This window comes from Paraburkholderia sp. GAS448 (genome assembly GCF_050435685.1).
In the GTDB taxonomy this organism is placed as follows: Bacteria; Pseudomonadota; Gammaproteobacteria; order Burkholderiales; family Burkholderiaceae; genus Paraburkholderia.
In genome coordinates this window covers 130,501-146,029 of record NZ_JBNDKT010000019.1, presented here as the reverse complement: position 1 = coordinate 146,029, position 15,529 = coordinate 130,501, and the positions used below count along the sequence as shown (strand labels likewise).

Below are 15,529 nucleotides of genomic sequence, written 5' to 3'. Positions count from 1 at the left end.
CCGCGTTGATACGATCGTGTGCGCTTGATCCAGGCTGGAGCAGGTTTACGCGGAGCCCGGCTCCCGATCCCAATACGGCGGATCACCAAAGTGTGCGGCGAGAAAATCGATGAACGCGACGGTTTTCGGCGGCACAAACGCGCGGCTCGGATAGACCGCCCAGATCGCGACGGTCTCCGCGAGCGCGTAGCTGTCGAGCACGGTGACCAGCTGCCCGCTACGAAGGTAGGGCGCGACGTCCCACGTCGACTTCAACGCGATGCCGAAGCCTGCGAGCAGCGCGTCGCGGATCACCTCGCCATTGTCGGTCACGAGCCGGCCGTCGACCCGCACGCTGACAGGCCCCGCCGGCGTGACAAATCCCCAGTCGCGTTGCTCGGACAGGATGATGCATTCGTGATCGACGAGATCCATGGGATGCTGCGGCGCGCCGCGCGCGGCGAGATACGCTGGCGAACAGCAGATCACGCGCCGGTTCACCGCGAGCCGTCGCGCGACCAGCGACGAATCCTTCAGGGCTCCCACGCGGATCGCGACGTCGATCCCGGCGTCGACGAGGTCGACCAGATGATCCGACAGACGCAGATCGACAGCGACACCAGGATAGCGCCGCAGGAATTCGGCGATCACCGGCGACACGTGTTGCCGCCCGAACGAAGACGGCATCGAAACCCGCAGCCGTCCTTGCGGGGTAGCCTGCGCACGGCCGACCGCGCCGCGTGCGGCATCGGCGGCTTCGAGCAGCGCGACGGCGCGCGTCATGAACACTTCACCGTCCTGGGTGAGGCTGATGCGACGGGTAGTCCGATGCAGGAGACGCGCGCCAAGCAGGCGCTCAAGACTGGCGATACGCGCGCTCGCCACTGCCGCCGACAACCCGAACTCACGCCCGGCCGCTGACACATTGGCAAGCTGGGCGGCACGCACGAACAGCGCGACATCGAGCAGATCGAGCCGGTCACGGCCGGCACCGGTAGACGAAATGGTCATTCTTCGGAAAATCAGAAAGATGTTTCAGTCATTATGACTCTTTCATAAGAAGACAGAACGACCTACGATGGCATCAGTCCCACCGGATACAACGCTTCCTGTGAGCGGAGCGCCATGCCGTTCGTCACGTTTTCGATTTGCCTCAACACTTGCTTCAACGAATCAGGAGTCGTTCATGAAAGCCGTAGGCCTTTATCGCTATTTGCCCATCGAGAACCCCGAAGCGCTGCTCGACGTCGAGATCGACAAGCCGGAAGCGACCGGCCACGATCTGCTCGTCAAGGTGGAAGCGATTTCGGTGAATCCGGTCGACTACAAGGTGCGTTCGCCGAAGGAGCAGACCGAAAAAACCCCGCGTGTGCTCGGCTGGGACGCGGCCGGCACAGTGGCCGCGGTCGGTCCCGAGGTGACGTTGTTCAAGGTTGGCGATCCGGTGTTCTATGCAGGCAGCATCACGCGACCGGGTGCGAACAGCGAGTATCACCTCGTCGATGAACGGATCGTCGGCCGCAAGCCGGCATCGCTCGATTTCACGCACGCCGCCGCGTTGCCGCTCACCGCCATCACTGCGTGGGAAGCGCTCTTTGCGCGGCTCGGCGTGTCGCCGCAGGGCGCCGATGAAGGGCGTTCGGTGCTGATCATCGGCGGCGCCGGCGGGGTGGGCTCGATCGGCATCCAGCTCGCCAGACAGCTTGGGAAGCTGAAGGTGATCGCGACGGCGTCGCGGCCCGAATCGGCGAAGTGGGCGACCGAACTGGGTGCGGACCACATCGTCGATCACTTCAAGGACATCCCGGCACAGCTGAAGGCGCTCGGTATCGAACAGGTCGATTACGTGCTGATGTTCAACGATACGGACAGGCATTTCCCGGCGGCGGCCGCTGTCATCAAACCGCAAGGCGGCATCTGCACGATCGTCGAAAACGAACGGCCGGTTCCAGTCGAATTGCTGAAGGCGAAGAGCGCCGCGTTTCATTGGGAATTCATGTTCACACGCTCGATGTTCGGCACGCCGGACATGATCGAACAGCACAAGCTCTTGACCGAGGTCGCGCGCCTCGTCGACGCGGGCACGCTGCGCACGACGGTAGGGCTGGAACTCGGGCGAATCAACGCGGAGAACGTGCGGCGCGCGCATCGTCTGCTCGAGGAAGGAAGGGCGATCGGCAAGCTCGTGTTGACGGGTTTCTGAGCACGCCGGTAGCGGAAATGGCGGCTCAAGTGTGAGCGCAGAAGCCGCGTGACCGGGCCCGTCGATGACACGCCCGGTCGCTTGCGACGCGGCCGGAGAGAAAAATCACGGCGACAGAAACGCTGTTGTTGCAAGCGGGTTAACACCCGATCCGAGCGAGGCCCGCATGATGCCGCTTGGCGTTAGACTGACAGGGCATCGCGCAAAAACGGCTGCGCGGCCCGCGTCCTGGGTGCGCAGCGGCACAACAACGAGGTGACGTTATGAGCCCCAGCTTTAAATGCTTCGCCGTTTCTGTTGCTGCTTCTGTCGTATGCGGGTTTGCGACGCTGTCGCAGGCCGCCACGCCCATCACGGTAACGTCGCAGGCCGCCACCGACGGCCCGATCAAGTACACCGTCAAGATCACGTCGAAGCAGTTCGGCAATGCGCAGGAGACGCGCCAGATCCGCTCCGGCGAGTCCGACGATTACACGTGGAAGACGGTGCCGCCAGGCGGCCCGGTGCCCGGCACCGACCAATGCCCGAACTATTCGTCGCTGCCCGTCGATGCGAACGGCGCGATGATTCGCCAGATGCAGGTACGCCTCGCTCCGGTGGTCGACGCAAAAGGTACGGCGACGGTTCAGATGAATTTCCAGGCGCAGACGCCGCATGGCACGAAGACCGTCACCGCCAATGGCCAGAGCCTCAAGTGTCCGAACGATGTCTCGCTCAGTCAGATCGTCCGCTTCACGTTGCCGACCAATGGGTCCACGAAAACGCTCACATTGAGCGACGGCACGCAGGTGGCGGTCACGGCGCGCCGGTGATTCGTGGCGCATAGTCGGGTCCGCTGACGGGCGAGGCCCTCAGCGGCTCGCCTTCGTTTGCCGCTCCACCAGCCGCGATGCGAGAAAGCGGTGCTCCGCGGAAAAGAGCCGTCGGTACGTGAGCAGCACCGCGCCGACGGTCCCCAAGGCCGAGGACGCTGCAATCAGAAACATGATCACGATCTGATAGCGCACCGCCTGTAGCGGCGACTGTCCGGCCAGCACCTGGCCGGTCATCATGCCGGGCAGACTCACGACGCCGACGACGGCCATCTGGTTCAGCGTCGGAATCATACCCGCGCGCACGGCCTGTCGCGCCGGACCCTGCGCCGCTTCCCAGCGCGTCGCGCCGAGTGCAAGCGCCATGTCGACGCGGTCGCGCCGCGCGGTCAGCTCTTCGGTCATCCGCTCGATACCGAGCGATACGCCGGTCAGCGTGTTGCCGAGGATCATCCCGAGAATCGGAATCGCGTATTGCGGCTCGTACCACGGATGAATGCGGATCACGACGAAGAGCCCCACCGCCGCGACGAGCCACGAACTCACCCAGATCGACAGGATGCTGTCCGCACGTTGTCCGGCATACGTGCGCGAGCCGCGCTGAGCGCCCGCGAAACCGGCGATCAGGGTCATCAACACCATCAGCGGCAGCACGACGAACCAGCGGTCGTACGCGAAGACCCAGCCGAGCACGTAGCCGATCGCGAGCAACTGGACGACGGTGCGCGCCGCAGCCCATGCGAGCTTGCGTTCGAGATCGAGCTTGAGCAGCACCGACAGCGCGCCATTCACGACGATCAGCAGCGCCGCGATACCGACGTCCCACAGACTCAGGTTCTGGAGTCCCTGGTTCATCGCGCGCGCTCCTGTGAACCGTTGTCGTTATCCGGGGCTTCGGGGGCAGCCATGGCGGACGCCGCAGTGCGCTCGCTGAGTACCCCGGCACGCATCGTGAGATGCCGCCTGCTCATGCGTTCAGCCTGCGCCAGATCGTGCGACACCCACATCGAAGCACGCTGATCCTCGCCTGCGCTGAACCACGCGTTCACCAGTCCTTCGATGGCGAGCGTCGATTCCGGATCGAGCGATGCCGTCGGCTCATCAAGCAGCAGGACTTCCGGCGACAGTTGCAGCACCCGGATCAACGCCGTGATCTGTGCTTCGCCGCCGGACAGTTCGCTTGCGTGTTTCTCGAGAAAATCGCTGCCGCGGCCGGCCTGCGCCGCAAACGACGCGGCCCGGGCGCGATCGAACGATACATCGCGGTAGGCACGCAGCGTGAACGGGTAGCGCAGATTGTCCTCGACCGTGCCGTCGAGGATCGCAGGGCGCTGGCGGATATACGCGACGTTGCGCCGGTAGCGCGGAATGGTTGCGCGGGCGACGGGCTTGCCGTGCCACAGGATGCGTCCTCCGTCGAGCGGGTCGAGCAGCGCGAGCGTGCGCAGAAAAACACTCTTGCCGGACCCGGACGGACCGGTGATCGCGACACGGTCGCCGGCAGACAGGACGAAGCGGGTTGGCTGAAGCAGGGCCTGCCCGCGCAGTGCATCGCGACGGGAGATGTCCTGTGCATCGACGATGGGAATGGCCGTCATGGTTGGGGTCAAGGCGAGTCGAAGGTGAGTCGAAGGTCCAGGCCGGTGAATGCCAGTGAAAACGGGTAAGCGCAGATGAACGCAGGCCAAGTGCGAATCAGGCACATGTGGCAGTGCGTCATAATAGACGGCCTTGGCCGGGCATGGCATGTGCTACGGCACAATAAAGAGAATTGCACTGGAGCACTCATGGCGTTATCGCGACGCATCGGAAAAATTATCGCGTGGCTGGTGGCGACTATCGCTGTCCTCATCGCAGCCGTGGTCATCTTCATCCTGGCGTTCGACTGGAATCGCGCCCGTCCGTATATCAACGACAAGGTCAGCCAGGCGATCGGCCGGCCGTTCGCCATCGAGGGCGATCTCAAGGTTGGCTGGCGGCATCCGGTTGGCGAGACCGGCTGGCACGCCTGGCTACCCTGGCCCCGGTTCTCGGCGACCAACATCACCGTCGCCAATCCCGACTGGTCGAAGCAGAAGCATTTCGCCACGCTCGACGAAATCGATTTTCAGGTCAAGGTGTTGCCGCTCCTCGCACACGACATCGTGATCCCGGCGATCAATCTGGTGAATCCATCGGTCGATCTCGAGCGGCTCGTCGACGGGCGCAATAACTGGACGTTCAAGTTTGCTTCCTCAGGGCCGTCCGAATGGAAGCTCGATCTGCACGATATCCAGTTCGCCAAAGGCAATGTCGCGTACTCCGATGAACAGAAGAAGACCGACGTGCAGGTGGCCGTCGATACGCTCGGCCAGCCGGTGCCCATCGGCGACGTGATGAAGGCGCAGGAAAATGCGTCGCGCAGTGCGTCGGCGCAGGTCGTCGGCAAAGAAGGCGCGAGCCGGCTCGCGAAGCAGGCGGAGGCGGCGGCAGCGTCGGAGGCGGCTGGTGCATCGGCCGCTGCGGCCTCAGGCGCGCTGGGCGGATCGGATACGGCTGCGCCGGCGGCTTCCGCGGCTTCTTCAAACGCAGCGGTCGTCGCAAGCGCTCCGGCGGCCAGCGTGCCCGCTACGAGCGCTGTCGCCGTGACGCCTGAGACCAAGCAGGTTCCGCTGTACGGCATCGGCTGGACGGTGAAGGGCACATACAACCGCACGGCGCTGTCGGGCAGCGGCAAGGTGGGCGGCGTGCTGGCGCTGCAGGATGCCAACCGTCCATTCCCCGTGCAGGCCGACGTGAAAGCGGGCGATACGCGTATCGCGGTCGTTGGCACGGTCACGGATCCCGCGCACCTGGCCGCAGTCGATCTGCGCCTGTGGCTCCAGGGGGCCAGCATGGCGCATCTGTACTCGCTAACGGGCGTCACGCTGCCGGAGACCCCGCCGTATGCAACCGAGGGTCGCCTCATCGGGCAGTTCAAGCGGAACGCCAGCGTCTTCAAGTATGAAAATTTTACAGGGCGGGTGGGCGGAAGCGACCTCAACGGCTCGCTGACGTATTTCGCGCGCGAGCCGCGCCCGTTGTTGCAGGGCGAATTGGTGTCGAACCTGCTGCAGTTCTCTGATCTCGCGCCGATCATTGGCGCCGATTCGAGCGCCAGCAAGGCGACGCGCGGTGACGCGGCAAAACAGCCGTCGGACCGCGCGTTGCCGGTCGAGGAGTTCCGCACTGATCGCTGGAATGCGATCGACGCCGACGTGAAGTTCACCGGACGCCGGATCATCAAGGACCCGAGCCTGCCGATCACCGACCTGTACACCCATGTCGTGATGACGGGTGGCGTGCTGTCGCTGCAGCCGTTGACATTCGGCGTGGCGGGCGGGACGCTTGCGTCCGATATCCATCTCGACGGCAGCGCAAGGCCCTTGAAGGGCCGCGTCGCGAGCGAGGCGCGGCATCTGAAGCTCAGGCAGCTGTTCCCGAATGTGACGACGATGCAGACCGCGCTGGGCGAAGTCAACGGCGACGCCGCGCTTTCCGCAACCGGTAATTCGCCTGCGGCGCTCGCGGCGACCTCGAACGGCGAAGTGAAGGCGCTCATCACGGATGGCACCGTAAGCCGTCTGTACATGGAAGCCGCCGGCCTGAACGTGGCGAACGTCGTCTACGAGAAGCTTTTCAGCAACCGGGACGTGAAGATCAACTGCGCAGCGGCCAATTTTGTCGCGACGAACGGCGTGCTCGATTCGAAAGTCTTCGCGCTCGACACCGACGACGCAATCATCAACATGGACGGCCACATCGATCTGCGCGACGAGTCGATGGATCTCAACATCCATCCGCACACGAAGGGCTTCCGCGTCTTTACGCTGCGCTCGCCGCTCTACGTGAAGGGCACCTTCAAGGACCCGCATGTCGGCGTGAATGCGGCGGCGCTGGCGGTGCGTGGCGGTGCCGTTGTGGGGCTGGGGCTCATCAATCCGTTCGCCGCCCTGATTCCGCTGATCGCGCCTAGCAATACCAAACCATTGCCCTGCGACGAGCTGCTCACGCAGATGAGGACACAGCCCAAGGCGCCACCGGCAGGGCAGAAGATGACCACCTCGCGCAGCGCCGACGCCGCTGCCTCGGCCATCAGCGGCGCGAAGCGTCCCACCGCGACGAAACCGGCGTCCGCCACGTCGCCGTCGCCGTCGCCGGAGCCCGCAGTGCAATATAAGGGAAGCTGATGGGAGGGGAAGCTGACGCCAGGGAAAGCTGCCGCGTGGCGAAGCCGACGCACGAAAGCGGCGGAGCATCACTGCTCCGCCGTCGAAGATAAAGGCTACCGCAAGGGACTAACCTGAGAATTACCGAAGCGACCGCGGGGCTGCATCGCCTGCGGCGTCCTGCCTGCGAACTCCGCGTCGCGCACCAGCCGCGGCCTTGGCCGCACCGAACTCGGGCAGGATCCGCGCACGTGCACGGCTTGCGAACACCAGGAATCCAAAGCCGTTGGCTTCATACCAGTAGCCGCCGTTTTCGAGTCCATCGAGCGGCTGCTCCAGCGCGTTCGCAATCGACTCGATACAGCGACGACGTAGTTCGGCGACCTCGGGATAGGGCGGATGCGCGCCGCGCACGCTGCACAGCAGGACATCGAGTCCTGGAAGAACATGAGCGTAGAGCACAGGCTCATCTTGCGCGCGGGCCCGCGCGATCTTCGTGTCGAGCTGGCCGAATGGCTTGAAATGCCGTAGCACGGCGAGAAACGACTCATCGCCGTCCGCCTTCGCGCGCCTACGCTTTTTCGGGAAGGACATAAAAATTCGCCTGAAAAAGAATTGCAAGAAACGCAGCGTCCTCATGCGACCACTCCCGGCTTCGCGCGCCGCACGTCGATCTTTTATAGCATACGGTGAGGTCGGATTCACGGTGATTCGACGGTTCGTCTGCCTCACGCCACCCGCACGATTCATGCCGTATCTGCTCGCCGCGCGCTTTCGCATCTCCGAACATCTAACTCCATAATAGACTCAGCCGCCGCGCCGGTGACTCCGGCACCCATAAAAAAGCTGTTTTTTTGTGTGCGGCACCGCTTCCCTGTCGCGCCTTTGCAGCACGTTGAAATATCCCAGGTACCCGTCGATAATGGCCCGGGCGGACGGATGAGGGTGTGTGCATCGAACCCATGAACGGCGCCGGGATGCCTCTCTGGCGAGGCTCGGGCGACATGTCGCCACGATTGCAAACGCTGCCGGACGAACATGAAACTGCTTGCCAAGGGCCTTCTTCTGATCGCAGTACCAGGTGTCGTCGAACTGGCGCTGCTTGGTGCCGTGTTCGATACGCAGCAACAGACCGCGCAGTCCGCCCAGTGGGTTTCCAGCAGCAAGCAGATTCTCTACCAGGCCTCGGCGATGATGGACCCCTTGCTGCGCGAGGCCGCACGGCTGCGTACGGCGCTCATCGTCAAGGACGCGTCGTTCACGGACCGGCCTGCGATCTGGGTCGACCTTGACGAACGGCTCTCGCATCTCGAACAACTGGTTGCGGACAACTCCCGCCAGGTGCGGCGCGTCCATGACATGCGCGGCGCGGTCGATGACTATCGTGCTCATGCCGCTGCCGTCGTGGCGGCATTGCACAACGCAAGCAGCCTCGCGCCGCTCATTGCTTCGGAGCGCGATGACATCCCTGCGCCGATCGCCTTGTTTCATGACCGCCTGGATGCATTTGTTGACGAGGAGTCGCGCCTCGATGCGCTGCACCAGGCGGCGTTCGCGGACAACCGGCAGCGCCAGCAGGTCACGCTGATCGCCGCGGTGGTGGGTTCGATGCTGATCTGGGCGCTGACGGCATGGGTGCTCGCCCTTCATTTCGGGCGGCGCATCGAGGTACTGACCGGTAATGCCGGCCGCCTTGGCAACGGCGAGCCGCTCGCCGCGCCTCTCAGAGGCAATGACGAGATCGCCGGACTCGACGCCGTGCTGCACCAGACGGGCGCCCGGTTGCAAACCGCAGGGCTCGAGCATGAGTCGCTCAAGGCAAGACTGGAGGCGCGCGCTGTCGAGCTGGCGGCCGTCAACGAGGAATTGCGGCAGGGCACGCAGGAAAACGAGATGTTCATCTACAGCGTGTCGCACGATCTGCGCTCGCCACTCGTCAACCTGCGGGGCTTTTCGAAAGAATTGCAGGTCTCGTGCGACGACCTGCGCGCAACGATCGAATCGGCCCGCCTGCCGGAGCCCCAACAGCAGCGGCTTGCCGCGGTGCTCGATGGCGACGTGCGCGAATCGCTGCAGTTTTTGCGTACGGCGGTGACTCAGGCGGCGGCGATCATCGACTCGCTGTTGCGCATCTCGCGCGCCGGGCGTCTCGAGTACCACTGGCAGCGGGTGAGCGTCGGCCGGACGGTTGCGAAAGTGCTCGATACGTTGCAATCTGCGACGCGCGAGCGGGGAGCCGTGGTGACCGTTCGGGACCTGCCGCCCGCGTGGGGCGACCCGGCCGCGATCGAGCAGATCTTCAGCAATCTGATTACGAATGCGCTCAGTTATCTCGATCCGGCACGGCCGGGACGCATCGAAGTGGGCGCTCTCGAGGCCGATCCCGTCGATCAGGCTCACCCCATGCGAAACAGTACGCGCACCTACTATGTGCGCGACAATGGCCTCGGGATTTCCGCGGACTACTTGTCGAAGGTATTCCGTGCCTTCCAGCGCCTGCACGGCGACGTGGCCAAAGGCGAGGGCATCGGCTTCGTGCTCGTGCGGCGTATTGCCGAACGCCACGGCGGGCGGGCGTGGGTGGAATCGGTGGAGGGGATGGGCTCGACGTTTTACGTTGCGCTGCCGGATCAGCCGGTACGCATGTCATGAGAACGCGGTGAACGACGATCGCCGAATACGGAGGGCAGCATGACGCAAGGGGAATCGGTGGGCATCATCCTGATCGAGGATGACGATGGGCACGCCACGCTCGTCGAGCGCAATCTGCGCCGCGCTGGCCTGACGAATGGCTTCATCCGTTTTGGCGACGGCCAGGACGCACTGGATTACTTTTTCGGCGCACAGCTGGACGACACGGCGGCGCCCGCCCGTCTGTCGCGTGACGATCTCGCCAACTTCGTCGTGCTGCTGGACCTGAAGATGCCGCGCGTCGACGGCTTCGAGGTGCTGCGCCGCCTGAAGGAGGCGCCTTCGACCGCCGCGCTGCCTGTCATCGTCCTCACGACAACCGACGACCCGCGCGAGATCGAGCGATGTTATGAACTTGGTTGCAACGTCTACATTACCAAGCCGGTCGAATATGATGCCTTTATCGAGGCAGTGCGCCGGCTCGGCTTCTTTTTGCAGGTCGTGAAGCTGCCGGCGGGACAGCGGCTTTCATCTTCGTAAGGGTTATGCGTTGCAGTCCGCAGGGCTGCAACGCCGGCATTGGCGGCGGCCATCGCACCCTGTTCGCCACAAAAAGGCCTTCAGAGAAAAAAGACCAGCATGACCGACGACGTTTCTTCGCCAAAGGCCGCGCGTGTTCTCGTGGTCGACGACGACAAGGGCATTCTGCTTCTCGCGCGGAAGTCGCTCGACCGTGCCGGCTGCCATGTCGCGACCTGCACGACGGTTCAACGCGCGCGCGAACTGATCGGCATTGAAGCGCCCGATCTGCTGGTGCTCGACTATCAGTTGAACAGCGCCGAGACGGGGCTCGATTTCTTCCGGCGTCTGCGCGCGGAGGGTGTGCGGATTCCCGCGATTCTCGTCACCGGTTTTACCGACGAGTCGCGGGTGATCGAAGCCTTGCGCGCCGGGGTGTCGGACGTCGTGCCCAAGTCGGGTGATTACCTCGGCTATCTGCCCGAGGCCGTCGAGCGCGTCCTGTCCCAGGTGCGGATGCAGAAGGCATCGGCGGAAGCGGCGATGCTGCGCGACCGCGAAGCGCACTACCGCTCACTGTCCGAAGCGTTGCCTCACCTGGTGCTGACCTGTAGCGCCAATGGCGACTGCGATTTCCTGTCGAAACAGTGGTTCGAATACACGGGTCTCGACGAAGCTGCCTCGCTCGGGCTCGCCTGGCTCGACGCGGTTCATCCGGACGATCGCGAGGAAATTCGCCGGACGTGGCTGAAGACGGTGCGCACGGGCGCGTCCGACTACCGGCACGAGCTTCGGATTCGCCGCCACGACGGCGCGTGGCGCTGGTTCGACGCGCGCATCGTCGCCGTGCATGATCCGCACGGTGGCGTGAGCAAGTGGTTCGGTAGTTGCACCGACATCCATCCCCAGCGCGAAGCCATCGAAGAGCGCGAACGCCTGCTTGCGTCGGAGCAGGCCGCCCGCCAGGCCGCCGAAGAGGCGAACCGTTCGAAGGACCGCTTTCTCGCGATGCTGTCGCACGAATTGCGCACGCCGCTCACGCCCGTGCTTGCCGGCGCACGCGTGCTGGAACTGGTGCCCGACTTGCCGGAGAGCGCGCGTGCCGGCGTCAGGATGATCCGCCGCAACGTCGAACTCGAAGCGCGGCTGATCGACGATCTGCTCGATCTCACGCGGGTCGCGAATGGCAAGCTGCGCCTGTCTCTGGAAACCGTCGATGTGCATGACGTCATCGATAGCGTGCTCGAACTCTTTCGCAGCGAAATCCAGGTCAAGCAGCAGGACGTGCACGTCGAGAAGACGGCGCAGCATCACTACGTGCTTGCGGACCGTGCGAGGCTTCAGCAGATGCTCTGGAATCTGATCCGCAACGCGGCGAAGTTCACGCCCGATGGCGGCCACATCTACGTGCGCACGCGCGACGAGCGGATGCAGGTGCAGATTTCGGTCGAAGATACCGGTATCGGCATCGAGCCCGAACAGATCGACAAGTTGTTCAACGCGTTCGAGCAGGGCGGCCAGAGCATGACGCGCCAGTTCGGTGGGCTCGGGCTTGGGCTCGCGATCACGAAGGCGCTAACCGACGTGCACAGCGGCACGGTCACGGCGCGAAGCCCGGGCGCGCATTGCGGCGCGACCTTTACCATTATGTTGCCGACGGCAGCGAAGCCGGTCGAAGACATCGTCGTGACCATACCCGCCGCACCGCATCCGGCAGGCGTGCTTACTATCCTGCTGATCGAGGATCACGTCGATACAGCGGAAGTGATGTCGCAGCTGATCAGCGGGCTTGGCCACGATGTCACGGTGGTGGGCCGCGTGGCCGACGCGCTGGCTGCCACGCTGGCGACGGACTTCGACCTGATCGTGAGCGATGTCGGCTTGCCCGATGGCACCGGGCTCGACTTCATTACGGCGTTCCGCCAGCACTCGGGGGCACCGGCCGTCGCCCTGACGGGCTTTGGCACGGACGATGACGTGCGCCGCTGTCTTGCGGCCGGTTTCACGTCGCATCTGACGAAGCCCGTCAATTTCATCCAGCTCGAAGAGGTGATCGAACGGGCAGCGACGCTGAAAGCAGGAAAAGCGGGTGGGGCGGAAGCGGCCGCGCGTTGAGAGGCATGTGAAAAAAAGAGGCTTGCGTGGCATTCCACGCGGGCCTTTTCGTTGCTTTTCAGGCGCGTCAGCGCGCGAAAATCAGCGCTGCTGATTCTTCAACGTATCGCGGATATCACGCAGCAGCAACACATCTTCTGTCGGCTCGGGCGGTGCGGCGGGTGCGGCGTCCGCTGGCTTACGGAGATTGTTGATGAACTTCACCATCATGAAAATGATGAACGCGAGAATGATGAAGTTGATCAACACCGTAATGAACGATCCATAACCGAACACGGCGACGCCGGCCGCCTGCAGGTCTTTATATGAATCGGGATTGCCCCGGTACGTGTCGGGAATATGGCCGAGCTTGACGAACTTGTTGGAGAAATCAAGGCCGCCGGTGACGACACCGACAACCGGCATGATCAGGTCCTTCACGATGGAATTGACGATGGTGGAAAATGCGCCGCCGATAATCACGCCGACGGCGAGATCCATCACGTTGCCTTTGACTGCGAATTCCTTGAATTCCTGGATCATGCTCATAGATCGCTTCCTCCGTGAAAACGAGGCGAATGCCCTCGGTTTGGCGTTTGCCGACAGGGCAATGATAGCGAACGTATCCAGGGACGGATAGGGTTTTGCTTTCGCAGACCGCGCCAGCGCTCACCCGCGCGTCAAAGCCTGGGCGCGTTCGATGTATTGCGTGAAGGAGGCCGGATCGGTATTGGTCCCGCACAGCAGAACGCCCACGCGCCTGCCCTGCAGCGTCTCGCGCAGCGGGCCGAGCAGCGCCGCGGTTGCGGCCGCGCAGGCCGGCTCGACCGCGAGCTTGAGTTGATTGAAGAGCGTGAGCATCGCGACGCACAGTTCGTCGTCGGAGACGGTCACGATCCGGTCGATATGGCGCCGGCACAACTCATAGCTGTATTGCTCCGTGTACGGCGCCATCAGCGAATCGGCGATGCTGTGCAGGTGATGCAGCTTGACCGTATGGTTGGCCGCAAAGCTTTTGCTCATCGCGTCGGCACCGACGGGTTCGACGCCATAGATATGCACGCGCGGATTGGCGAGCCGCAACGCGGTCGAGACGCCGGCCGCAAGGCCGCCGCCGCCGATCGGCACGATCACCGCATCGAGGTCGGGCGTTTGCGTCGCCCATTCATAACCGAGCGTCGATGTACCGAGCACCGTGCGGTAGCCGTTGAACGGATGCACGTAGTAGCGGCCTTCTTCTGCCTCGATCCGGCGCACGAGGTCGAACGCTTCCGCCGGGCCGCCCGATATCACCACTTCCGCCTGAAACTGCCGGCACAGCGCAACCCGTGCCGGATTCGCGGAGCGGAACAGTACGACCTTCGCGCTGATACCCAGCCGCATCGCCGCATACGCAACCGCAATCGCATGATTGCCGCCGGACACGCACGTCACGCCCGCGCTACGCTGGGCTTCGTCGAGCGCGAGCAGGTTGGTGAACGCGCCACGTGCCTTGAAGCTTCCACCCGACTGCAGCAGTTCGAACTTGAAATTGAGGGTCGTGCCTTCCAGCGACGGAAAATCGTGCCGTTCGAACACCGGCGTTCGGACCACCCACGGCGTCAGCGCAAAATGCTGCGCGGCGATGTCGTCGAGCGTCGGGATCGGCTCGCCGTCGATGGTGTGGTCGGTGTGCTGTGGAGTGCCGGTGGACATGGCGTGCCTGTCGTCAAGCGATCCTGGTGGATGGGCGTGCGAGCTTCAGTGTGTGTGCGCATCCACCGACATGCTGTGGATGAACCTGCTCAAAAAACGTTCGCACGCCACCAGCTGATCGAGCGCAACGAATTCGTTCGCCTTGTGCGCCTGCTGGATGTCGCCCGGCCCGCACACGATGCTCGGAATGCCGGCGAGCGAAAACAGCCCGGCTTCGGTGCCGTACGCGACCTTGCGCCTGTCCTGATCGGCGGTCAGTGCGCGGACCAGTTGCGTGATCGCCGCCTGTTCCGATGAGTCGAGCCCGGGCGCCGCGGCGATTTTCGTGATTTCGATCGCGGCGGACGGATGCTCGCGCAGCATTTTCGGCAGCAGCGTCTCCTTCGCGTATTTGTCGATGCGCGCGAAGATCGGCTCGGGATCGAGCGTCGGCAGATTGCGGAATTCGAACTCGAATCTGCAATCGGCGGGTACGGTGTTGATGGCGTTGCCGCCCTGGATCGTGCTGGTCTGCGCCGTCGTGAAAGGCACGTCGTAGAGTTCGTCGAACGGACCTTGGTCGCGGAACTGGTCGGCCATGTCGCGGATGTAGCAAATGAGGCGCGCGGCATATTCGATCGCATTGAGCCCCTTCGGGGTCAGCGACGAGTGCGCGGCCTGGCCGCGCACGCAGCACTGATAGGTGTTGATGCCCTTGTGCGCGATGATCGGGCGCATGCTGGTCGGTTCGCCGACGATGCAGCCGTCCGGCTTCACGCCGCGTTTCATCAGGTCGGCGATGAGGAGCGGCGCGCCGACGCAGCCCACTTCTTCGTCGAACGAAAGGGCAAAGTGAATCGGCTTGGCCAGCTTCGTGTTCTGCATCTGCGGCAGCAGCGTGAGCGCGGCGCCGATAAAACCCTTCATGTCGCAGGTGCCCCGGCCGTACAACCTGTCGTCACGGATCTCCGGCTTGAAAGGGTCGCTGTCCCATTGCTGGCCATCGACGGGCACCACATCCGTGTGTCCCGACAGCACCACGCCGCCGTTCGTTTCGCCGTCATGCGCGGGCACGGTGGCGAACAGATTGGCCCATTTGCCGCTTGCGTCGTGCGTGAGCGTCGCCTCGATGCCCTTGGCGCGCAGTTCGTCGCGCACGGTTTCGATCAGACCGAGATTCGGATTGCGGCTGACGGTGTCCATCGACACGAGCCGTTTGACCCAGGGAAGCGACGCGGGAGAGGCGGAAGAGGCTGAAGCAGAAGACGGGGAAGAGGACGACGGTGCTGCGGATCGCGCTGTTTCAGCGGCGTATGACATGACAGGACTCCAGCTTGGTTATCTTTTTGATCATACCCAAAAAACATAGTCCCGGCCAAAGCGCCCAACAGAAAACGCATGTTGCGGTGCGCTCATGGCGCACCGCAACA

Annotated in this window: 14 protein-coding genes; 7 read left to right on the top strand and 7 right to left on the bottom strand. The window is 63.7% G+C overall.

Annotated elements, in window-relative coordinates:
* Positions 1-45: 45 nt before the first annotated feature.
* Positions 46-990, bottom strand: coding sequence for a LysR family transcriptional regulator (locus P3T23_RS29360; protein WP_429319594.1), 945 nt, complete (start codon positions 988-990; stop codon positions 46-48).
* A gap of 175 nt (positions 991-1,165) precedes the next feature.
* Here P3T23_RS29360 and P3T23_RS29355 point away from each other — a divergent pair, with 175 nt between their 5' ends.
* Positions 1,166-2,182 carry a zinc-binding alcohol dehydrogenase family protein gene (locus P3T23_RS29355; protein ID WP_429319593.1) on the top strand — a complete coding sequence of 339 codons (1,017 nt, stop codon included), beginning with the start codon at positions 1,166-1,168 and terminating at the stop codon, positions 2,180-2,182.
* 263 nt (positions 2,183-2,445) lie between these two features.
* Positions 2,446-2,994, top strand: coding sequence for a DUF6013 family protein (locus tag P3T23_RS29350; RefSeq protein ID WP_429319592.1), 549 nt, complete (start codon positions 2,446-2,448; stop codon positions 2,992-2,994).
* Positions 2,995-3,033: 39 nt separating this feature from the next.
* On the opposite strand, the gene P3T23_RS29345 is transcribed toward P3T23_RS29350, so the two are convergent.
* Both P3T23_RS29345 and P3T23_RS29340 read right to left on the bottom strand, forming a co-directional pair.
* Complete coding sequence (locus tag P3T23_RS29345; RefSeq protein WP_429319591.1) at positions 3,034-3,849, bottom strand: ABC transporter permease; 816 nt, start codon at positions 3,847-3,849, stop codon at positions 3,034-3,036.
* A complete protein-coding gene (locus P3T23_RS29340) occupies positions 3,846-4,592 on the bottom strand; it encodes an ABC transporter ATP-binding protein (protein WP_429319590.1) in 747 nt (248 codons plus the stop codon). The genes P3T23_RS29345 and P3T23_RS29340 overlap by 4 nt, the downstream gene beginning before the upstream one ends.
* Positions 4,593-4,781: 189 nt before the next feature.
* Here P3T23_RS29340 and P3T23_RS29335 point away from each other — a divergent pair, with 189 nt between their 5' ends.
* The gene (locus tag P3T23_RS29335) at positions 4,782-7,202 is read left to right on the top strand and encodes an AsmA family protein (protein ID WP_429319589.1); all 2,421 of its coding nucleotides are present in this window, start codon (positions 4,782-4,784) and stop codon (positions 7,200-7,202) included.
* Between the two features lie 120 nt (positions 7,203-7,322).
* Here P3T23_RS29335 and P3T23_RS29330 read toward each other — a convergent pair whose 3' ends face one another.
* The gene (locus P3T23_RS29330) at positions 7,323-7,820 is read right to left on the bottom strand and encodes a hypothetical protein (protein WP_228878737.1); all 498 of its coding nucleotides are present in this window, start codon (positions 7,818-7,820) and stop codon (positions 7,323-7,325) included.
* 399 nt (positions 7,821-8,219) lie between these two features.
* Here P3T23_RS29330 and P3T23_RS29325 point away from each other — a divergent pair, with 399 nt between their 5' ends.
* From P3T23_RS29325 to P3T23_RS29315, 3 genes are all read left to right on the top strand, one after another.
* Entirely contained in the window at positions 8,220-9,833 is a 1,614-nt protein-coding gene (locus P3T23_RS29325) for a sensor histidine kinase (RefSeq protein ID WP_429319588.1), read from the top strand.
* A gap of 39 nt (positions 9,834-9,872) precedes the next feature.
* Positions 9,873-10,352 (top strand): response regulator, encoded by a 480-nt coding sequence (locus tag P3T23_RS29320; protein WP_429319587.1) that lies wholly within the window; start codon positions 9,873-9,875, stop codon positions 10,350-10,352.
* Positions 10,353-10,451: 99 nt separating this feature from the next.
* The gene (locus P3T23_RS29315) at positions 10,452-12,446 is read left to right on the top strand and encodes a response regulator (protein WP_429319586.1); all 1,995 of its coding nucleotides are present in this window, start codon (positions 10,452-10,454) and stop codon (positions 12,444-12,446) included.
* 81 nt (positions 12,447-12,527) lie between these two features.
* Here P3T23_RS29315 and mscL read toward each other — a convergent pair whose 3' ends face one another.
* The 3 genes from mscL to argE form a co-directional block, all read right to left on the bottom strand.
* A complete protein-coding gene (mscL, locus tag P3T23_RS29310; protein WP_429319585.1) occupies positions 12,528-12,974 on the bottom strand; it encodes a large conductance mechanosensitive channel protein MscL in 447 nt (148 codons plus the stop codon).
* 120 nt (positions 12,975-13,094) lie between these two features.
* On the bottom strand, positions 13,095-14,120 hold the full coding sequence (locus tag P3T23_RS29305; RefSeq protein WP_133663341.1) for a threonine ammonia-lyase: 1,026 nt from the start codon (positions 14,118-14,120) through the stop codon (positions 13,095-13,097).
* Between the two features lie 45 nt (positions 14,121-14,165).
* On the bottom strand, positions 14,166-15,302 hold the full coding sequence (argE, locus tag P3T23_RS29300; RefSeq protein WP_429319584.1) for an acetylornithine deacetylase: 1,137 nt from the start codon (positions 15,300-15,302) through the stop codon (positions 14,166-14,168).
* On the opposite strand from argE, the gene P3T23_RS29295 reads away from it, so the two are divergent.
* On the top strand, positions 15,295-15,468 hold the full coding sequence (locus P3T23_RS29295) for a hypothetical protein (RefSeq protein WP_429319583.1): 174 nt from the start codon (positions 15,295-15,297) through the stop codon (positions 15,466-15,468). The two genes, argE and P3T23_RS29295, sit on opposite strands and share 8 nt — an antisense overlap.
* The last annotated feature ends 61 nt before the right edge of the window (positions 15,469-15,529 follow it).